The following is an 18,528-nucleotide window of genomic DNA, read 5'->3' as shown; positions in this document are numbered from 1 at the left end:
GCCCGACGCGGCCGCCCGCTACCGGGGCAATTAAATCCCTAGGCGCGGTATCTACACCTATAGGGATTTCCATGGGTTTTTCGGCATAGTGATGGCCGAAGTCACTGGATTGACCGTCGCTTGTACATACCACTTGTTAGGGCGTATTAAATGTTGACTTTCATGTATCTGCCACTTTAATGATGGATTGTGTATCTCGAACTAGCGGGTGCCGGCAAAGTGGTGGTGGGGCGGAGGGCACGTAAGCCGCAACCCCACCGCCACTTTGCCGGCACAGCCCCAACAGCAAAGTGCGTGTGGTACAATGGATGCCATATGTAAGCGTCAGCAATTAATCTCTGGCGGGCACTAGCGCTCGCCGTATAAGCAAAGGAAGTTTAATTATGCAGCAACAACCAGGTCAACCAACACCGCCCGCTCAGGGTGATCCTAAAAAGAGCAAGAACTTCTGGGTCCGCCACTACAAGGCCATCTGTGCCATTCTGCTCGTTGTGGCCCTCTTTGGTGGCACCATCTATAAACTTACCCGGCCAAAGTTGGACGGGTTCATGCCGGACAACGTTTTTCGCCTCACCATGACGGGTAAGAGCGGCGCCCGTTCAACTTCCTACATGTACTTTGGCGATAAAAAGTCCGGCTACGGGGCCGTGGGTTCTACCAGCCAGAAGAAGCTCGAGAAGGTTGTTGCCCAGCCAAACTTCAAGTCCCAGCTGAAGAAGCAGGTTCAGGGTGGCAAGCGGAATACTTACTCCATCAAGAACAACTCCACCATTACCCTCTATGATGGTAACGCCGTGGCGTTCAAAATCACGGGCACCAAAATTGATGGGAATCAGCTCACCGGAACGTTGTCGTCTGGCGGTAGTTCGGTTGCTGTCACGTTAATGAAGATTGTGCAATAAATGTACCGAAAAAAGGCCGCCGGTGTGCGGCCTTTTTTGATGGAATTGCGAAATCTATATCAGGGAGAACGGGGGGATGCAACGTGGTATAATATGATTACTAAGTAATTACGGAGGGCGAAAAATGATTACAAAGGCACGTAAACAAGGAAACTCTTTAACCCTGACGATTCCTAAGGATTTTCACGTTGAGGAAGGGGCCAAAATGCGACCAGAACGCACCGATGATGGTATCCTGTACCGCTTTGTGGAGGAGGAAGATGACTTCTTTGACTTCTCCAGTGATATTTTGGCCGACCTAATCAACGAGGGCTTGGAGGGGGCGGATTTATTGTCTGAATTTAAAAAACGTAAACATGCAATCAAGGGTGCATTCCACAAAATGGCACAAAGTGTGGACGACCCCGCGATGACGCGCGAGGAGTTGGAAAATTTAATTGGCTTATCAGGTGACCATTAGTCGACGGGTTAAACGGTATTTACGCAAATTAAAGGATCAACGATTACAAACGTTGATCGTCGACGCAATTTACAAAGAAATCGCTGAAGATCCTGAAGTTGGTGTACCAAAGGTTGGTGATCTGTCGGATACCGCGTGTACACATTGCATTATGTGCGGGTAGAATATCGCATTGCATACATCGTTAGGACTGATGAAATGGTCAGTATCGTGATGATTGGTACACACGAGAATTTTTATCAGCAATTGAAGCATTTGCAGTAGCGCTTGCTACCCTTTCCGCCCACTACCAACGAAAATTCGTTCCACTAGGCTACTTTTCTCCAGATATTTTCAGCAAACTACTGTTTTCACAAGCTAGTTACACTACAATTAGTGATTGTGTGATTCTACATAATCAAAAATTGGGAGTGCAATAATTATGTCGTTAGTTCTTACCTGGTGGGCGGCCCTGATTGGTTTAGCCGTAGCCATTATTTTAATTTTGAAGCACCTCAATCCCGTGTATGCCCTGTTGCTGGGCGCCGTTATCGGCTGCCTGCTGGGCGGGGCGAACCTGACCCAGACGATTGACATCCTGATTCAGGGTGGCCAAAGTGTGATGGGCACCGTCCTCCGCGTCCTGGCGGCCGGCATGTTGGCCGGCGTCATGATGGAGTCCGGGGCCGCCGATACTTTGGCGCGGGCCATCGTTACCAAGATGGGCGACCGGCTGGCCATCCTCGCACTGGCTTTGGCCACCATGGTGATCACCGCCGTGGGGGTCTTCATCCCGGTCGCCGTGCTAATCGTTGCGCCAATCGCCCTGGAAGTGGGCCAGCGGATGCACATCTCCAAGCTGGCGTTGCTCGTTGCGTTGTCCGGCGGGGGCAAAGCTGGTAACATCATCTCGCCCAACCCGAACACCATCGCGGCAGCGAAGGGATTCAACGTTGAGTTGAGTCAGGTCATGATTGCCGACTTCATTCCGGCAGTTGTGGCGCTTATCGTGACGGTGATCCTAGCAACTTTGCTTAAACGCCGGGGCTCCGCCGTCCTGGAACGCGACCTCGAAAGCCTCACCAGTAAGGCGCACCCCACGGCGTTGCCGTCGCTGGGCACCGCGCTCGTGACGCCGGTGTTGGCGATTGTATTGTTGCTGCTCAACCCCATTGGCTCAATCCTGCACATCGACGTCCTGACTAAGTTCAGCTTGGACGCGATGTACGTGCTGCCGATTGCCGCCATCGTGGGCGCGCTGGCGATGCGCCAGGGTTCAAAGTTGATGAGCTACGCGCAGGCGGGGATGAACCGCATGACCGACGTCGTGTTGATTCTGATTGGTGCTGGCGCGATTGGTGCGGTTATCACCACGTCCGACCTGCCGACGCAGCTGATTCACCTGATTAAGGCGTCCGGGGTGTCCGGCGTCTTCCTCGCCCCGATTGCGGGGATCCTGATGGCTGGCGCAACGGCTTCAACGTCGACCGGGGTTATTCTGGCGACCGGCTCCTTCAGTAAGGCCGTCCTTGGCTTTGGCATTAGCCCGCTGGCGGGTGCGGCCATGATGCACACCGGCGCGATTGTTTGCGACCACCTGCCGCACGGGAATTACTTCCACGTGACCGCCAACGCGATGCGCATGACGATTAGCGAACGGTCGAAGGGCATTCTGTACGAGTCGTTGGTCGGGGGTGCGGCGGTGATCACCGCGACTTTGATTTACGGCATATTCTAAGCGGAGGCAACCATGAAATTTGTAATCGCTCCAGATTCATTCAAAGGTGGCCTGACCGCCAAGGAGGCCGCCACCGCAATGGCGACCGGAATTCGGCGCGTCTTCCCCGACGCCGAGTACGCGCTGGTGCCCATGGCTGATGGCGGCGAGGGAACCGTGCAGTCGCTGGTTGACGCGACGGACGGGCAACTGCTGACCGCGACCGTCACCGGGCCATTAGGCGACCCAGTGACGGCGACGTACGGTCTGCTGGGTGACGGAAAAACCGCCGTTATCGAGATGGCGGCAGCGAGCGGCATACAGTTTGTGGACGACACGACGCATAACCCGCTGGTGACGACGACGTACGGCACCGGTGAGTTGATCCGCGCGGCTTTGGGTAAAGGTGTGTCGAAAATCATCCTCGGTATCGGCGGTAGCGCGACGAATGATGGGGGTGCGGGGATGGCCCAGGCCATTGGCATACACCTGCGTGATGCACGGGGACAGGAGTTGCCGTATGGTGGCGCAGCGCTAGCCAACCTGGCGACGGTTGACGTCAGTGAGCGTGATCCGCGGCTGGCGGATGTCGAGCTGCTCATTGCGTCGGACGTGACGAACCCACTGGTGGGGGACACCGGCGCCTCGGCGGTGTTTGGCCCGCAGAAGGGCGCCACGCCGGACATGGTGGCCACACTCGACGCGGCTTTGGGCCACTACGCCGACGTAATCCACGCCCAGATGGGACCGGATTTGGCCCAGGCACCGGGCGCGGGGGCGGCTGGTGGCCTGGGCGCCGGACTGATGGCGTTCACCCACGCAACGATGGCACACGGGATCGACATCGTGGTGGAGTACAGCGGCCTGAAGCAGCAGGCTGCCGACGCCGACTTTGTCTTCACGGGCGAGGGTGGCATCGATTTTCAGACGCAGTACGGCAAGACCCCGTACGGTGTGGCGCAGGCGACGAAGTCCGTGGCGCCGCACGCACCGGTGGTGGTGCTGGCAGGTAACGTGGGCAAAGGCGTGGACGTGCTGTACCGGCGCGACGCCATTGACGCCATCTTCTGCACGGTGGCGGGCGCCAAGCCGCTGCCGCAGGCGATTGCGGACGGCGCGCACGACGTCGCCCAAACCGCGGAAAACGTGGCGCGGATGATTGCGGCGCTGCGGGGATAAATTTGGGAATATTAAAACGCCGTTAACGTGGTGGCATCCGGTGGGGTGCACGGAACGTTAACGGCGTTTTTGCATTATAGGTCACACCAGTCGATTCCTAATTGAAGTGAAATTGTGATTGTTACGGTAAATTAGAGTTTAGTTTTGCAGTTACTGTTCCAGCTTGGCACTCAGCGCCGCGGTAGCCACTGCCGACACATTGATTCCCCGTTGCTTGGCGAGTTCGTTCAGGTATGCGGGTAGAGTAATGTTGCGGCGAACCGTGTGCGTATATTTACGTCGGAATGCCGCCAGATCCGTAGCCACGTACACCAACCGATCATCAGCAGGAACCGTTAGTTGCTCAGGGGTTGATGCCGGCGGATAGGTCGCTTGGTCGGCCAGCAGGTTACCGATGGCATCCTGCGCCATGTGGATGGCGTCGAGTTCGTCATCGCCCTGCGTGAAGCCGCCGGGCAGGTCGGGAATTGTGACCAGGGTGAACTGGCCGTCTTTGTGTAGAATCACTGGGTAGATGACTGTTTCTTGCATGAGTTGAGTCCTCCTTAATGTCGTTGGAATCGGGCTAGCGGTTAATGCCGGCCTCTTTAAATATTGCGTTTTGGATCCCCTTACCAAGCTCTTTAGCGTGTATGGGGATAATCACCGTGACGTTGGTGATGGGGTTATACATTTTTAGGTGTGAAGACCCGTTTTGCGATTTTACGTAGAAACCATGCTGACGTAGAATACGCACCATTTGATGGGGCTTTAGCGGCATGAGCATCCTCCAGATGTTTGTGCCACCCACTAAATTATACACACTTTATGTGTATTGAAGCAATCATGATGGGTGGTTGTTGTAATTAGCTATCTTTGGCTAATAGTGACATCTAGAGACTGCGCATTAATTCGTTAGTTGACTGCATCACAACTTTGCTTTGCAGTCACTTATTAAGAATCGCTGCCGTCACTAGCCACTAGCCGCCTGGTGCGGTATATTAGATACCAGTGACAAAATTACGATAAAACGGTGGGGGTTCTCATGGCACAGGATAAGCAGGAAGGGTCGCAACAGGCGGCCCAGTCGACAAAGCGGCCGTGGAGCAAGGCGCGCAAGGTTTGGACGAGCGTCGTTGCGGTGGTCGTCGTCGTGGCGGCAATCGCGGGCTTCTTTGGTTGGCGGCAACACAACGCCAAGGCTAAGTTCGCGGATCACGTGTACTTGGTGACGCTGGCCGTGGACGGCAAATCGAGCAACGCGCAGAGCGAGGTCTTCGCCTTTGGTAAGTACGACAAAAAGCAGGTAGCCTTCATGGACCTGAATTACTTCTACTACATCAACAAGTCGTACCTCCGGAAGGTGCAGGCGGCGACGGCTAAGCAGTACGATGAGAGCTACAAGCTGAACGGTAACCAGATTACGATTACCGGGAAGAACTTCAAGTACGATTTCAAGCCGTACACCAGCACTAAGCAGGTGGAAACGTACGGCGCAAAGCGGAACCAGTACTCTGGGAAGTTCGTGTACACCATCAAGAAGAGCGGCAAGACTAAGACGTACAAAGGTACGTATAAGTTGCGCGACATGGGTACGACGGACGAGTGGTTCAAGACGATCGGCAAGTACCTGAATACCAAGTCGACCAGTCCCGCGACGAGTAGTAGTTCCAGTAGCAAGTAAATACGTTTGATTGAGTGGGCGTGACTGACGGTGAGTCGGGAGCGGCCACTTTTTTGACGGGTTAGACTGTACACACGTGTTATTTATTGTGGGAAGCGATTAATGCAGTTATTGCTTAAAACTGGCATATAGTTAACGCATTACTATAATTAATTGCGTTGATGATGCACCTTGTACGTGTTATTCTAACGGCATCAAAGTGTTTGGGGGTGCAGCGATGTTAACATGTAGGGAGAGATTTGAGGAGTTTAGCCCGTTTGTAGAAAGAGTGTTAGCTGCATATGCAGCGTTTACTGAGTTTGTGTACGGGCCGGGTGCAGTTTCTGAATTTAACGTTAAGCGCACCGAAGTTAAAAATTTACGGCATGGTACCGCAGAGTTACGTGATACATTAATGTATGTAAGAAGGCTTTCGGGATATAACTGGATTGAAGCTTTGGGTTTGCCAGTCAAAAACGATACTCTTCAGTTCAATTACCGCACAAAATACGAGCGCTCCTTGCAGCGTAAAATTGCGTGGTATGGTCGCCGGGATCAAGGATTTGCGGTCAAAAAGGGAATTAACGATCTACTGGGAGCACGCCTCATCGTGCACGGATTACGCGAGTGCGAGCAGGAATGGGCGGAGCACTTCAAGAATGACTTGGGTTCTTTGGTTAGCCGTGTATATATTCGCGATGACGATACGTATCACGCACTGCATGTGTACATTGAAGACAACAACCGGCACTTCCCATGGGAAATTCAACTTTGGGATTTTAACGATGCCGAGACCAACTATGCGGCCCACGACCGCCATGAGCAAAGAAAGGATGAGTGACATGACGAGCTATACACACTTAATTGCACTGAACGGTACTGGGCGTGAGCAGTTAGCGCTTCACCTTGTGGCTACTACTGATGCACAGGCCGCTGAGTATCGTGATGACGTTCTGTTACGACTTCAGAATGCAGGCGTGCCGGATGTGGTTAGCTGGCAATTTGTGCCGGCAGATGAAGATACACTGACGTCGGTAGTGCAACTCGATCCTTACTTTGAGCAATTTACCTTTATCGATGATATTGATGAGTTTGTGAACTTGGTTAGCGACGCGCGTAGCTTGACCGCACTGGACGTTGCGCATCATCTAGTGGCAGATCTTGACGTGGACGATGAGCAAGTACAACACGTTTTGTACTATATATATGCGACATTTTTAGTTGAATATAGCTTTGTACCGTTTAGCGCCAACTTTATCGCCAATGAGCATGGGCCGTTTGAAGCGTCGGTGGCGAAAATAAATCGGGCATACGACGAGTATCGGGACGGCTTTGACTTTGACACAAAATTACTTGGCAGCAAAATGGAACAGACGTTGCCGGCCGTGATTGAGCGTGTTCTGACGTGGACGCGAGAAAACAAAGTGGGGCAATTCTCCCGCAGCCGTGATACACCGTGGAGTGTGGCGTATGCGCATGGTGCAGGTACACCAATTACGGATGACAGCATTTTGAGGCTGCACCGGAATGAACAAATAGCGTAATAAACGTAGTAGCCAGAGGGGCGTGCTCCTCTTTTTTTGTGTCAAAATAGCAAATTTGTGGTGGTCTAACGAAAAACTTTAAGGTACATATTTTTACTGCTATATGGGGCTACAGTAGCTACTTACTATGTGTTCCTTGACAACCATATTTGTAATAATTAATGCTATACTTACCATTGTTAGCAAAAACAGAGGAGTGTTTACCCAAATGTCAAAGAAAGTCATCCTTACCGGCGACCGTCCAACCGGCCGCTTGCACATTGGTCACTACGTTGGTTCGCTGCGTAACCGCGTCGAGCTGCAAAACTCCGGCGATTACGAAAACTTCATTATGATTGCCGACATGCAGGCTCTCACCGACAACGCGCGGGACCCCGAGAAGATTCGCCACTCGTTGCTGCAGGTGGCCCTGGACTACCTCGCCGTGGGGATTGATCCGGCCAAGTCCACCATTCTGGTGCAGTCGCAGATCCCGGCCCTGAACGAGCTGACGATGTACTACCTGGACCTGGTGACGGTGGCGCGGCTGAACCGCAACCCCACCGTTAAGGCTGAAATTCAGCAGAAGGCCTTTGGTGAATCCGTGCCGGCCGGCTTCCTGATTTATCCGGTGAGCCAGGCGGCGGACATTACGGCGTTCAAAGCAGACACGGTGCCCGTGGGGGATGACCAGGAACCGATGCTGGAACAAACGCGCGAAATCGTGCGGACGTTCAACCGCGTCTACAACACCGACACGCTGGTGGAACCAGAGGGGTACTTCCCACCGAAGGGTAAGGGCCGCCTGCCTGGCGTGGACGGTAATGCAAAGATGAGCAAGTCGCTCAACAACGGCATTTACCTCAGCGACGATGCGGATACCGTCAAAAGTAAGATTATGAGCATGTACACCGATCCGAACCACATTCACGTGGAGGATCCAGGTCAGGTTGAGGGTAACGTGGTGTTCACTTACCTGGACATCTTTGGTACCGACACGGCTAAGATTCAGGAGCTGAAGGATCAGTACCGTCATGGCGGACTTGGTGATGTGAAGATCAAGCGTTACTTGATTGACGTCATGGAGGCCGTGCTGGAGCCGATCCGCACTCGGCGTCTGCAGTACGCGCAGAACATGGACGCCGTGGCGGCGATGCTACAGGCGGGCTCTGCCCGGGCCAATGAAGTGGCTAACCAAACGCTGGCGGAAGTTCGTCGTGCAATTGGGGTTAATTACTTTGACTGATGTTCTTTAAAACTGACAAAAGTGCACAAATTTCACAAGCACAACGGCGCCCAGTTTATGCTGGACGCCGTTTTTAGTGGGTTCCAATTGCAGGTACGCAAAATGGTGTGCGGGTACGCAGTAAATTGTAACGGTTATTTAATATTACGGATAAGCAACCATTAGTGGGTCCGACACGTGCCGCTATTTTGTAGGCGTATAGACCAGTAGCCACTAGCAATGGCGGTGTTAGCGGTTTCCTGAATTATACCCGTGTAACCATATAATTCACAGGGATATTAGGCTAGCGGCGGGCGTACTGTTATACGCTGCTAACTGTATGGTCATGGGCTGGAATGTATGATTTAATAATGGCAAGAAAAGTTAAAGTAAGGGTAAAAGTCTGTGCATTTTTGCAAAGACGCAACATTAATTAATAGTCGAAGTTTAGGTGGGAAGAAAACGATATGGATAATGCAATTGATCTAACGCGCCTGTGGGCCATCATTAAGCGCAGTATCGTGCCAATGATCGTGCTGGCAATTGTGGGCGGGCTAGTGGCATATATCGGTGCAAAGACGCTGATTACGCCGAAGTACACTGCATCAACAACGATGCTGGTTAACCGTCGCGACAGCAACTCGGACGCCAACACGCAGTACACTGCACAACAGGCGGATGTTCAGGTGATTACTACATATAAGGGAATCATCACCAGCCCAACCATTTTGGATACTGTGGCGAAGAACCTGACCGAGCCGCAAAAGGTGCAGACCCAAAAGGCCACCAAGGCGGTCTACGGTAAGAAGTATGATTCATACTCTGACACATACACGAGCTACGTGAAGACTAAGGCCAAGCCAGCGCAGTACAAGCTGGTGCCAGCTAAGTACCAGAATCTTACGGGAGCTGATTTGACCGGAATGGTGACGGTCACTAACGAGACCAATTCACAGCTTTTCACGGTCAACGTACAGAACACGAGCGCCACGCAGGCACGGGATATTGCCAACGGCATTGCTCAGGTGTTCAAGGATAAAATTAGCAAGATTATGAACGTCAAGAATGTCACGGTCATGTCTAAAGCTACGGCCAACTACACGCCTACATCACCCAACTTGAAGTTAATGGTTGTGATTGGGGTTGTTCTTGGCATTGTCATTGGGTTTGCCTGGGGCTTCATTCGCGAAGCGACGGACCGGACAGTTAAGAGCCTTGACTTCATCACAGGCGAACTGGGCCTGACTAACTTGGGCATCGTTAACTACGTGCACAAGATGAAGGACATCCAGGCGGCTAAAGAGGAAGGCACTCGAGTAATTAGTGAGGGACGTATGACGCCCCGCGGGTCATCAACTGTTGCAGCTACGAGTGACGACGGTGATTTGTCACGGGAATCACTGTCGCGTTCACGGCACTCAGGCAACCGGCGGATTTAGGGGAGGACATAGACGATGCGGATTCCATTTTTCCATAAGCGCTACAAAGAAGATATGACCTCCCAGACGCAGGGCGTGCGCTTGGTCACGTACGCGGACCCGAAGCACGTGGTGTCGGAACAATTCCGGACGGTCCGGACGAACATCGAGTTCGCAGGCGCGGCTTTGGACCAGCTACAGGTGGTAATGTTCACCTCGGCGGCGATCTCCGAAGGTAAGTCGACGGTCTCGAACAACGTCGCCGTTGCTTGGGCACAGTCCGGCAAGCGGGTGCTGTTGATTGACGCGGACTTGCGCCGGCCGACGGTGCACGCGACGTTCGACATGCTGAACACGGACGGGTTGACGAACGTGTTGGCGGGCAACATCAAGGTGGGGGATGCGGCGAAGGAAACCTTCGTGCCGAACCTCAGCGTGATGAACGCTGGCCCCGTGCCGCCAAACCCATCCGAGCTGCTGAACTCACAGCGGATGGCGGACCTGCTGGCTTGGGCACGCGAGCACTACGACATGGTGGTGCTGGACGTGCCGCCAGTACTGGCCGTTTCGGACGTGCAGGTGCTGGTACCGCAAACTGACGGTGTCGTCCTGGTAGTCCGGATGGAACACACGCTCAAGGGCGACCTCGAACGCACGGTTGAGGTGCTGAAGATGGCACATGCTAAGGTGTTGGGCGTGGTTGAACGCGTGCACTCGAAGCATGGGGACCGTGGGTATGGCTATGGTTACGGCTATGGGTATGGCTACGGGAGCGAGGGCGCTAAGTAGCGCTTTTGCCGTTGGTTTAAGAATGGCGTTGGCGGGATAGGTCGGCGTAAGGCACGGTTGATGCGGCTGGGGCCGTAGAAAAGCTGAAAAGGCAATTACAGTTTGGGTTGAGTTGGTTTTGGATTATGTATCTCGGAGGAGGGAGCTTTATGTATCAACACTTCATTAAGAGGCTGTTCGATATTATTGTTTCGGCAGTGGCGTTAGTCATTTTAGCAATTCCGTTTGCTGTGGTGGCAATTTTGATTAAGTTGGATTCTAAAGGCCCAGCTTTTTTCCGTCAACAGAGAATGGGTAAGGATGGTAAGCCGTTCCGGATTTATAAGTTTAGGACAATGCGGGAGGACGCCCCACACAATACAGCGACTGCAGAGTTGGATAATGCCAAGGATAAAATTACCCACGTTGGTGGTGTTTGCCGCAAGACCAGCATCGATGAGCTACCACAGTTTATTAACGTGTTGAAGGGTGACATGAGTATCATTGGCCCACGACCCGTAGTATTGACTGAGACAGAACTAATTGAAATGCGACATGAAAACGGAGCGGATCGGGTTCTGCCGGGGCTGACTGGTATGGCTCAGGTTAACGGGCGAGATAGTCTTTCACCTACACAGAAGGCAACATACGATGCGTACTATGCTAATAAAATTTCTCTTGTATTGGACAGTATTATTGCCTTTAAGAGTTTTTGGTATGTCCTTCTGAGCGTCGGTATTCGTGAAGGTAGGCAGGTTAAAAATATTGAGGATCACGGTATGAGGGAAATTGTTAACATTTCTCGTTCAGACAAGGGGCTAAAGAAAGTTCAATGACAGGAGAATTTATCTGGGAGAAAATTACATGTTGAAGGGAGCCCCAAAATTAATAAGTGTTATCGTTCCGGTGTACAATGCAAGCAAATATCTTAATAGAACCTTGTCCAGTGTTTTAAATCAAAAGTATGAACGTCTACAGTTGATTCTGATTGATGATGGATCGACAGATGATTCTTATGACATTTGTCAAAAATATTTGCAAATTGATTCTCGTGTGCAATTGTTTCAGCAGGAAAATTCAGGGGTTTCTTCGGCGCGAAATCGAGGCCTCGAGCATGCGACTGGTGAATATATTATCTTTATGGATAGTGATGATTGGCTCTCAGAGGATTATTTGGCGGTTTTAGCACATTCTCAGATAGTAGGTCAGGCGGATTTGGTAATTGCGCCTTTTGTTCGAGAGAGTGGAAAGGGCTCGTTTATTAACACTTTTAATTTAGTTCCGGACAGAGTGCTTTCTGGTAGTAGTTTATCTACGCAAATACTATTAAAATTGTTTGGCCCCGTCGGAACTAATTTAAAGCATCCGGCCCGTTTGGATGATATTTCTTCAGTTTGGGGAAAGCTCTATAAAGGTGACATAGCAAGGCGACTATCGTTTAGAAACATTGACGAGGTTGGTTCTGAAGACTTACTGTACAACATTCAGTTCGTTCTAGAAAGTGACCGTGCTATTTATACCGAAAAGACGTTTTATCATTATTTCAAGCAGAACGAACAATCGTTAGTCCATTCGTTCAGGCCGCAAATGTTAGATTCTTGGATTACTCTTGAGTCTGTCATGGATGATCTTGTTGTTAAAAGGTCCTTGCCGCAAGAATTTAGAGAGGCTGCGTCGAATCGATTGGCCGTCAATGTTCTTAATTTATCAAGGAATATTTGTAGTTCTAACCTTAGCTTTAGAAATAAAATAATTTACCTTAAAAAAGTTCTCAATGATGATGCGATAGTCTCGGCATTGCACCAATTACCAATGGAAAATCTTTCCTTTTTTTGGTATTTGTTTTATACAATGGCCAAATTTAAAAATGTGTTGTTTGTATATTCTTTTGTTAGGCTTGGTGAACGGTTTAAAAACAAGGTGAAATAGTCATGAAAAAAGCGTGTTTTATAGTTCCATATTTCGGGCAATTTAAAAATTACTTCCAATTGTTCTTAAACTCCTGTAAAAAAAATCCTGATTTTGACTGGCTATTTATAACTGATAGCGATTTCAACTATGATGTTCCTGACAATGTTAGGGTTGTTAAAAGCACGTTCAATCAGGTCAAGGAAAGAGTTCAGAGTAAGTTTACGTTTAAAGTAAACTTGTCCAGCCCATACAAACTCTGTGATTTGAAGCCTATGTACGGCTATATATTCGAGGATTATTTAGTTGATTATCCATTTTGGGGATACTGCGATGTGGATGTTATATGGGGACGTATTTCTGATTTTGTAGCTGATCAAGAATTCGATAAATTTGATAAAATTGGCGATTTAGGTCATTGCACATTTGTTCGGAATTCAAAATCAGTAAATAGGTTGTTTATGTCAAAGTTAAACGGAACTGAAAGGTATAAGCAAGTTCTTGAGGACGATCAAAATGAATCATTTGATGAAGAATATGATAAAAGCATCAACAATATCTTTGCAGAGGAAGGATTAAGTATTTTGCCGTTGAGACAGATGGCTAATATATACACGAAATCCTCATATTTTCGAATTACTTCTCTTGGAGACAATCATAAATACTCTGTTGGTCCAGTTATTAAAGGCTTTTTTGAGTGGGATGATGGTCGACTGTTAGAATGGTATTCAGATCACGATGGTCCTCAGTGCAAGGAGTATATGTATATTCATATGCAGTCTAGGGATATGAAGAATGATATTTCTGGTCACAATGAACGCTTTAAAATAATACCGAACTCGTTTGAAAACCTTGAATTTGACAAAGTTACCAGTAAAAATTTTGATAAAATAAAAAGTCGACATTTCAACCTTCATTATTTTAAATTGCGTTCGTATAATCTATTTGATAAAACCATGCGAGCCCTGAATAAACACTACAGAGATAGATAGAAGCTTGTTGCAAACTTGAGGTTGCTATGAATATTGTTAGTTTAGGGATTACAATTACCGTCCTATTAATTTTATTAGGCATTATCTTTCCAAAAAGTAAATTTTTTGCGATCTTGCAGCTGGCTTGGATTATTGTTTTGTCAAGTGGTAATTCCGGTGGCGCAGACTATATTGATAACTCTAACATTTTTTTGACTGCCGACACTCACAGTATAAACGGCATTTCGGTAACAAATGGGGTCTTCAGTTTTTTGGCAACAACATGGAGGGATGCCGGACTGAACTATATAGCTTTTAATGGAATCTTGGCTTTAGCGGCTACCGTCCTGATGGGATGGGTCATTCTCAGATACGCGGAGCGTCCGGCGCTATCCACAGCCTTTTTGTTAATTTTCCCTATATTTGACAACGTTATACAGAAAAGATGGTATCCTGCAATGGCAATAATTATTTTTGCCGTTGCAATGTTATATAAGCAACCGCACAGTTTTAAACGAAATGCAGCTTTCGTATTATTATGTTTGCTGGCGGTGCAATTTCATTCAGGAGTTTTGGTATATCTATCAATACCGGTTTTCTTTTTAATAAAAAAAAGAAACCGTCTAAAGATCGCAATTATCATGTTGGTAATTGGGACTGCAGGGCGTAGTTTGATACCTATTATGTTACAGCACATTTCAATTCAGGGAATGACGGATAAGTTGGAACTGTATTTTTCAGTGTTGGCGCAAACAAGTTCATGGACGCATTATGCATTTTGGGTAGTCTGGCAGGTCGCGCAGATGATGATCGTTTGGTTACTCTATAAGCGTAATTCTGAAAGTAAATTTTTGTCATACGTTTGGCAACTCAATATTTGGGCTTTAATATTTGTACCTTTATATACATTTAATCCGGTTTTCACACGTATTTACCGTACGGTGATAGTTTTCAATGCTATCGCTGTCGGAAATTCTATAAGAGCTCCCAAGAAAAACCAAGTTGTCGTAGCGTCACTAGTCTTAACTACGGCTCAGTTTACGATGTCGATTGTATCTTTCCTAGTGATGGACTATATAACTTCTTCTTCACTGGGGTTCAATGAACTTGTTGCCCCTATATTTACTAACAATATTTTTCTTAAATGAAAGAGAGAGAATTATTGAAAACGTCCCTAGTAACTGTTATAGTTCCTGTTTTTAACAAGGATAAGTATATAACGCGATGTTTACAGAGCATTCAAAACCAGTCATATACCAATTTGGAGATATTGGTTATTGATGACGGGTCAACGGACAAGTCTGTTGAAAAAATAATGTCAATTTCCGAAAAAGACGAGCGATTTAGAGTATTTGTTCAGGAAAATCTAGGAGTTTCATCTGCGAGAAATCGAGGACTTCAAGAATCTAAGGGCGAATATGTTATATTTGTGGATGCGGACGATAGCGTGGATGAATCTTTTATATTTCAACTATTAAATGCAAAGCGGGCCGATTTGGTAGTGTCAACTTACGTTACTCAGAAAATGGGGAAGAGAACCATAAATGATTTTACCGAGAGTTTTGTTAGCGGGATGTCTCAGAGAGACGATGTTATTTTTTCTCAAGAATACTTTGCTTTTCTGTCGGTTCCCTGGGCTAAACTCTTTAATAATAAACTAATTCAAACTCATGACATTTGTTTTGCCGAAACCGACTATGGGGAGGATACACTGTTTGTTCTCGATTATCTTAAAATTGCTCGCTCATTAAATTTCATAAGAACAAATTCGTATATAAATAATATTGTTGAAGGCACAATTTCGCGAAGTGTTGTGGAGAACATTTGGGATAAGTTAGATAATATATTAACAGTCGCCATTGAAATGGCACCAAACAATAATGGCGTAAGGGCATTCATGTTTATCAGAAATTCGAAACTTGCTCTAAATAACTACACTTTTGATTATCAAGAATTTAAAAAAATGTTTTATATTATTTCCGATCGTGCTAGGGGCTTTCACGAGGAGGCCCAGCAGTCTCTTGGACGAAATGATCGAATACTTCTTGGATTGATTGAAGGGCGAAAACTAATAACCACATTTTTGATTTTTCGAGCACGTCAAACAATTGGGAGTTGGAGACGCTAATGTCAGACGGAATGAGTACAAGTACAAAGAAAATTTTGTGGACATACATTGGAACTGCAGTTTCTATGTCCAGTAATTTTCTAATACTACCCTTTATTTTTAAGTATTTAAACACCCAGGAGATAGGGTTTTGGTACATATTACTTAGTATAAATGGTTTGGTTTCTTTGTTTGATTTTGGATTTGACCCTAGTTTTGCACGGAACATTGCATATGTTTGGTCAGGTGCACAAACGCTTTTAAGAAAGGGAGCCAACGAAGTTAGTGGTGACAAGGGAACTAATTTCTTCCTGTTAGGGCGTATCATTGCATCGGCAAGATACATTTACATGCTTTTATCCGTGCTAGCAACCTTATTAATCGCTATATTAGGAACCGTTTATGTTTCCAGAGTAGTTTTTCCCACGTTGAGTGGAGAATGGTATTATGCCTCCTGGGTGGTTTTTTGTTGCTCAATGTTTATCAATTTATATTATGGGTATATGTCAGCGTTATTGCGGGGTACCGGAAAAATTGTTGAAGTTAACAAATCTATGGTTCTTGCAAGAACAATTCAGCTTTCGGTAACTATCATACTACTTATTTTTCATGCTGGATTTATCGCTCCGGTACTAGGATTACTTTTTTATGGAATTAGTTATCGTCAATTTTGTCGTGCATTTTTCTTCTCAGATAAAAGAATCAAGGCAAACATAATTGCGCTTAAACGTAAAATCGAGATTAATGAAATTAAGTCGGTTTTACTTACTATATGGCCAAACTCATGGAGAGATGGGTTGGTAAGCTTGTCAAATTATGTAGTTACTCAAGGAACATCATTGATTGCAGGGGCTTTTATGCCTCTTGGTCAGGTTGGCGTTTATTCGCTTGGCGTTCAATTTGCTAGTTCTTTGACAGTGGGAGCTAACGCTGTTTCGAATGCTGTTCATCCATACGTGCAGTCGGCCTTTGTTAAACGCGACTTTGAAGGAATGGGGATTTCCGTTGCCCGAACTACTAAGCTTTATACACTGACAACGATAATAGGTTCGTTTGTAGTGTATTTTGCTGTATTTCCCGTACTTCATTTTTTCAAGCACTCTAGTACGCCTTCCTTGGCGCTCTTTTCTATGTTGATGTTGTACTATTTTCTGTTCTATTTACAATCCTCCTTTGCTGCATATATCGCGGATATGAACGAAATTCCGTACATGAAATCGTTCGTCATTACTTCTGTTATCTTCCTGTTGATCTCACCAATTTCATTATCATTAAGCGGGGGAAATGCTGAGATTTTTGTTGTTGTTGCTGTTGTCTGTCAGCTTGTTTATAACAATTGGAAGTGGCCAATGTTTTTTATCAATAAAATTGGCATCAAATTGACCGATTTTTTTAAACTAATGCTTAATTCGGGTATTAGATTAACGAAATAGTTCGAAACTTTTGAAATTTTGGAGAGTATATTCAATGAAGCGAGTTTTGATAATTGCGCACATGGGTCAAATGATAGCCCAATTTAATCATAGAAATATAGATATTTTACTGAACATGGACGTTGAAGTCCATATTGCGGCTAACTTTACAAGTCCTCTTAATACGATGAGTGAAGTAGCACTTCATGATTTTACTAATGTCATGAAAAAAAAGGGTGTCCACGTTCATCAAATCGATTTCTCAAGAGGGGCAGGGTCGATTTCATCTAATATAAACGTCTGGCGTCAGCTAAACCGGCTCATGAACGACTATCAATTTGATCTGATTCACTGTCAGTCACCACTTGGCGGAGTGTTTGGGCGATTGGTCGGGCGCAAGCACGGCGTCCCGGTAATTTACACTGCTCACGGGTTCCACTTTTACAAAGGTGGACCAATTAAAAATTGGCTAATTTTTTACCCAATTGAAAGAATGCTTTCCAAGTTCACAGATTGCATAATAACTATCAATCACGATGACGATAGAATCGCATCTAGCTTTCACGCAAAGCATCATCTTTATCTCCCTGGGGTAGGAGTAGATGTTAGACGATTGAATAAGGTTCAACATAATACTAGTTTGCGATCAAAGTATGGAATACCTCAAAATGCATTTGTGATCGTTAGTTGTGGGGAATTATCAGAACGGAAAAATCAACAAGTAATCATACGAGCTTTAGCCAGCCTAAACAGTTCTGATATATATTACATTATCGTTGGTAAAGGAAGGCTTGAAAAGCATCTACGCTTGCTTGTTAAAGAAAATGGGTTAGAAAAACAAGTAATTTTTGCTGGTTATCATTCTGATCCCACTCCCTTTTATGCCATGGCAGATATCGCTGCTTTTCCTTCAAAGCGTGAGGGACTGGGGTTAGCCGGTATAGAAGAAATGGCTACTGGGCTTCCGCTTTTAACAACTAACATAGGTGGAATTAGTGACTATTCGATAGATGGACTGACAGGGCTTGTTTTTGATTCTGATGACTATATGGGATTCGCAAGTGCCATTGATTGTTTGAAAAATGACAGAGAAAAGTTACTGAGGATTTCTCAATTTAACAGGACACAAGTTAATAAATTTTCTCAGGAAACCGTTGATACCATTATGACTCATGAATATCATCGAGCTTTGAATTTGGTATAGAACCGCATTACATTATATTTCAAAGGAGTTGAATGATCATAATGCAAAGAGTTCGTAAAGCAATTATTCCCGCTGCGGGTTTGGGTACTCGTTTCCTGCCGGCGACTAAGGCG

19 protein-coding genes and 1 pseudogene are annotated in these 18,528 nt (G+C 46.9%); 18 read left to right on the top strand and 2 right to left on the bottom strand.

The window, feature by feature from the left end:
* Positions 1-383: 383 nt before the first annotated feature.
* The 5 genes and pseudogenes from LPA02S_RS06210 (at position 384) to LPA02S_RS06195 (ending at position 4,237) form a co-directional block, all read left to right on the top strand.
* Complete coding sequence (locus LPA02S_RS06210) at positions 384-902, top strand: hypothetical protein (RefSeq protein WP_054650352.1); 519 nt, start codon at positions 384-386, stop codon at positions 900-902.
* Between the two features lie 124 nt (positions 903-1,026).
* The gene (locus tag LPA02S_RS06205) at positions 1,027-1,362 is read left to right on the top strand and encodes a hypothetical protein (protein ID WP_056956153.1); all 336 of its coding nucleotides are present in this window, start codon (positions 1,027-1,029) and stop codon (positions 1,360-1,362) included.
* Positions 1,352-1,626, top strand: a pseudogene (locus LPA02S_RS11935) (type II toxin-antitoxin system RelE/ParE family toxin). The gene LPA02S_RS06205 and the pseudogene LPA02S_RS11935 overlap by 11 nt, the downstream one beginning before the upstream one ends.
* A 157-nt stretch (positions 1,627-1,783) precedes the next feature.
* Positions 1,784-3,079, top strand: a complete 1,296-nt coding sequence (locus LPA02S_RS06200) for a GntP family permease (RefSeq protein ID WP_054650356.1) — start codon at positions 1,784-1,786, stop codon at positions 3,077-3,079.
* A gap of 12 nt (positions 3,080-3,091) precedes the next feature.
* Positions 3,092-4,237, top strand: coding sequence for a glycerate kinase family protein (locus tag LPA02S_RS06195; RefSeq protein ID WP_056956152.1), 1,146 nt, complete (start codon positions 3,092-3,094; stop codon positions 4,235-4,237).
* Positions 4,238-4,387: 150 nt separating this feature from the next.
* Here the strand turns inward: LPA02S_RS06195 and LPA02S_RS06190 are convergent, their stop codons facing one another.
* Both LPA02S_RS06190 and LPA02S_RS06185 read right to left on the bottom strand, forming a co-directional pair.
* Complete coding sequence (locus LPA02S_RS06190) at positions 4,388-4,768, bottom strand: type II toxin-antitoxin system HicB family antitoxin (protein ID WP_056956151.1); 381 nt, start codon at positions 4,766-4,768, stop codon at positions 4,388-4,390.
* A gap of 34 nt (positions 4,769-4,802) precedes the next feature.
* The gene (locus LPA02S_RS06185) at positions 4,803-4,976 is read right to left on the bottom strand and encodes a type II toxin-antitoxin system HicA family toxin (protein WP_225354980.1); all 174 of its coding nucleotides are present in this window, start codon (positions 4,974-4,976) and stop codon (positions 4,803-4,805) included.
* A gap of 285 nt (positions 4,977-5,261) precedes the next feature.
* Here LPA02S_RS06185 and LPA02S_RS06180 point away from each other — a divergent pair, with 285 nt between their 5' ends.
* The 13 genes from LPA02S_RS06180 (at position 5,262) to LPA02S_RS06120 (ending at position 18,415) form a co-directional block, all read left to right on the top strand.
* Entirely contained in the window at positions 5,262-5,900 is a 639-nt protein-coding gene (locus LPA02S_RS06180) for a hypothetical protein (RefSeq protein ID WP_054650360.1), read from the top strand.
* 217 nt (positions 5,901-6,117) lie between these two features.
* The gene (locus tag LPA02S_RS06175) at positions 6,118-6,720 is read left to right on the top strand and encodes a nucleotidyltransferase family protein (protein ID WP_054650363.1); all 603 of its coding nucleotides are present in this window, start codon (positions 6,118-6,120) and stop codon (positions 6,718-6,720) included.
* A 1-nt stretch (position 6,721) separates the two neighbouring features.
* On the top strand, positions 6,722-7,423 hold the full coding sequence (locus LPA02S_RS06170) for a Panacea domain-containing protein (RefSeq protein ID WP_054650365.1): 702 nt from the start codon (positions 6,722-6,724) through the stop codon (positions 7,421-7,423).
* 208 nt (positions 7,424-7,631) lie between these two features.
* Positions 7,632-8,648, top strand: coding sequence for a tryptophan--tRNA ligase (gene trpS / locus LPA02S_RS06165; protein WP_056956150.1), 1,017 nt, complete (start codon positions 7,632-7,634; stop codon positions 8,646-8,648).
* Between the two features lie 446 nt (positions 8,649-9,094).
* The gene (locus LPA02S_RS06160; RefSeq protein ID WP_082405393.1) at positions 9,095-10,066 is read left to right on the top strand and encodes a YveK family protein; all 972 of its coding nucleotides are present in this window, start codon (positions 9,095-9,097) and stop codon (positions 10,064-10,066) included.
* A gap of 15 nt (positions 10,067-10,081) precedes the next feature.
* The gene (locus LPA02S_RS06155) at positions 10,082-10,834 is read left to right on the top strand and encodes a CpsD/CapB family tyrosine-protein kinase (protein ID WP_054650367.1); all 753 of its coding nucleotides are present in this window, start codon (positions 10,082-10,084) and stop codon (positions 10,832-10,834) included.
* Between the two features lie 149 nt (positions 10,835-10,983).
* A complete protein-coding gene (locus LPA02S_RS06150; RefSeq protein WP_056956149.1) occupies positions 10,984-11,649 on the top strand; it encodes a sugar transferase in 666 nt (221 codons plus the stop codon).
* A 28-nt stretch (positions 11,650-11,677) separates the two neighbouring features.
* Entirely contained in the window at positions 11,678-12,742 is a 1,065-nt protein-coding gene (locus LPA02S_RS06145) for a glycosyltransferase family 2 protein (RefSeq protein WP_056956148.1), read from the top strand.
* A gap of 2 nt (positions 12,743-12,744) precedes the next feature.
* On the top strand, positions 12,745-13,713 hold the full coding sequence (locus tag LPA02S_RS06140) for a DUF6625 family protein (RefSeq protein ID WP_056956147.1): 969 nt from the start codon (positions 12,745-12,747) through the stop codon (positions 13,711-13,713).
* A 26-nt stretch (positions 13,714-13,739) separates the two neighbouring features.
* A complete protein-coding gene (locus tag LPA02S_RS06135; protein WP_056956146.1) occupies positions 13,740-14,840 on the top strand; it encodes an EpsG family protein in 1,101 nt (366 codons plus the stop codon).
* A gap of 14 nt (positions 14,841-14,854) precedes the next feature.
* Positions 14,855-15,820 carry a glycosyltransferase family 2 protein gene (locus LPA02S_RS06130; protein ID WP_056956145.1) on the top strand — a complete coding sequence of 322 codons (966 nt, stop codon included), beginning with the start codon at positions 14,855-14,857 and terminating at the stop codon, positions 15,818-15,820.
* Positions 15,820-17,232, top strand: a complete 1,413-nt coding sequence (gene wzx / locus LPA02S_RS06125) for an O-unit flippase-like protein (protein ID WP_056956144.1) — start codon at positions 15,820-15,822, stop codon at positions 17,230-17,232. Before LPA02S_RS06130 ends, wzx begins: the two co-directional genes overlap by 1 nt.
* A gap of 34 nt (positions 17,233-17,266) precedes the next feature.
* Complete coding sequence (locus LPA02S_RS06120; protein WP_056956143.1) at positions 17,267-18,415, top strand: glycosyltransferase; 1,149 nt, start codon at positions 17,267-17,269, stop codon at positions 18,413-18,415.
* Positions 18,416-18,528: the final 113 nt, after the last annotated feature.

This window comes from Lacticaseibacillus pantheris DSM 15945 = JCM 12539 = NBRC 106106 (genome assembly GCF_001591865.1).
GTDB lineage: Bacteria > Bacillota > Bacilli > Lactobacillales > Lactobacillaceae > Lacticaseibacillus > Lacticaseibacillus pantheris.
The sequence above is the reverse complement of the archived record's forward strand: the minus strand, read 5'-3'. Positions and strand labels throughout refer to the sequence as shown.

Bases quoted from the DNA above. Each gene is read 5' to 3' on its own strand.
- LPA02S_RS06120 (WP_056956143.1), top strand. From the start codon at position 17,267: ATGAAGCGAGTTTTGATAATTGCGCACATGGGTCAAATGATAGCCCAA.
- trpS (WP_056956150.1), top strand. From the start codon at position 7,632: ATGTCAAAGAAAGTCATCCTTACCGGCGACCGTCCAACCGGCCGCTTG.
- LPA02S_RS06150 (WP_056956149.1), top strand. From the start codon at position 10,984: ATGTATCAACACTTCATTAAGAGGCTGTTCGATATTATTGTTTCGGCA.
- LPA02S_RS06210 (WP_054650352.1), top strand. From the start codon at position 384: ATGCAGCAACAACCAGGTCAACCAACACCGCCCGCTCAGGGTGATCCT.
- LPA02S_RS06180 (WP_054650360.1), top strand. From the start codon at position 5,262: ATGGCACAGGATAAGCAGGAAGGGTCGCAACAGGCGGCCCAGTCGACA.
- LPA02S_RS06185 (WP_225354980.1), bottom strand. From the start codon at position 4,976: ATGGTGCGTATTCTACGTCAGCATGGTTTCTACGTAAAATCGCAAAAC.
- LPA02S_RS06160 (WP_082405393.1), top strand. From the start codon at position 9,095: ATGGATAATGCAATTGATCTAACGCGCCTGTGGGCCATCATTAAGCGC.
- LPA02S_RS06140 (WP_056956147.1), top strand. From the start codon at position 12,745: ATGAAAAAAGCGTGTTTTATAGTTCCATATTTCGGGCAATTTAAAAAT.
- LPA02S_RS06170 (WP_054650365.1), top strand. From the start codon at position 6,722: ATGACGAGCTATACACACTTAATTGCACTGAACGGTACTGGGCGTGAG.
- LPA02S_RS06135 (WP_056956146.1), top strand. From the start codon at position 13,740: ATGAATATTGTTAGTTTAGGGATTACAATTACCGTCCTATTAATTTTA.
- LPA02S_RS06175 (WP_054650363.1), top strand. From the start codon at position 6,118: ATGTTAACATGTAGGGAGAGATTTGAGGAGTTTAGCCCGTTTGTAGAA.
- LPA02S_RS06145 (WP_056956148.1), top strand. From the start codon at position 11,678: ATGTTGAAGGGAGCCCCAAAATTAATAAGTGTTATCGTTCCGGTGTAC.
- LPA02S_RS06190 (WP_056956151.1), bottom strand. From the start codon at position 4,768: ATGCAAGAAACAGTCATCTACCCAGTGATTCTACACAAAGACGGCCAG.
- LPA02S_RS06205 (WP_056956153.1), top strand. From the start codon at position 1,027: ATGATTACAAAGGCACGTAAACAAGGAAACTCTTTAACCCTGACGATT.
- LPA02S_RS06195 (WP_056956152.1), top strand. From the start codon at position 3,092: ATGAAATTTGTAATCGCTCCAGATTCATTCAAAGGTGGCCTGACCGCC.
- LPA02S_RS06155 (WP_054650367.1), top strand. From the start codon at position 10,082: ATGCGGATTCCATTTTTCCATAAGCGCTACAAAGAAGATATGACCTCC.
- wzx (WP_056956144.1), top strand. From the start codon at position 15,820: ATGTCAGACGGAATGAGTACAAGTACAAAGAAAATTTTGTGGACATAC.
- LPA02S_RS06200 (WP_054650356.1), top strand. From the start codon at position 1,784: ATGTCGTTAGTTCTTACCTGGTGGGCGGCCCTGATTGGTTTAGCCGTA.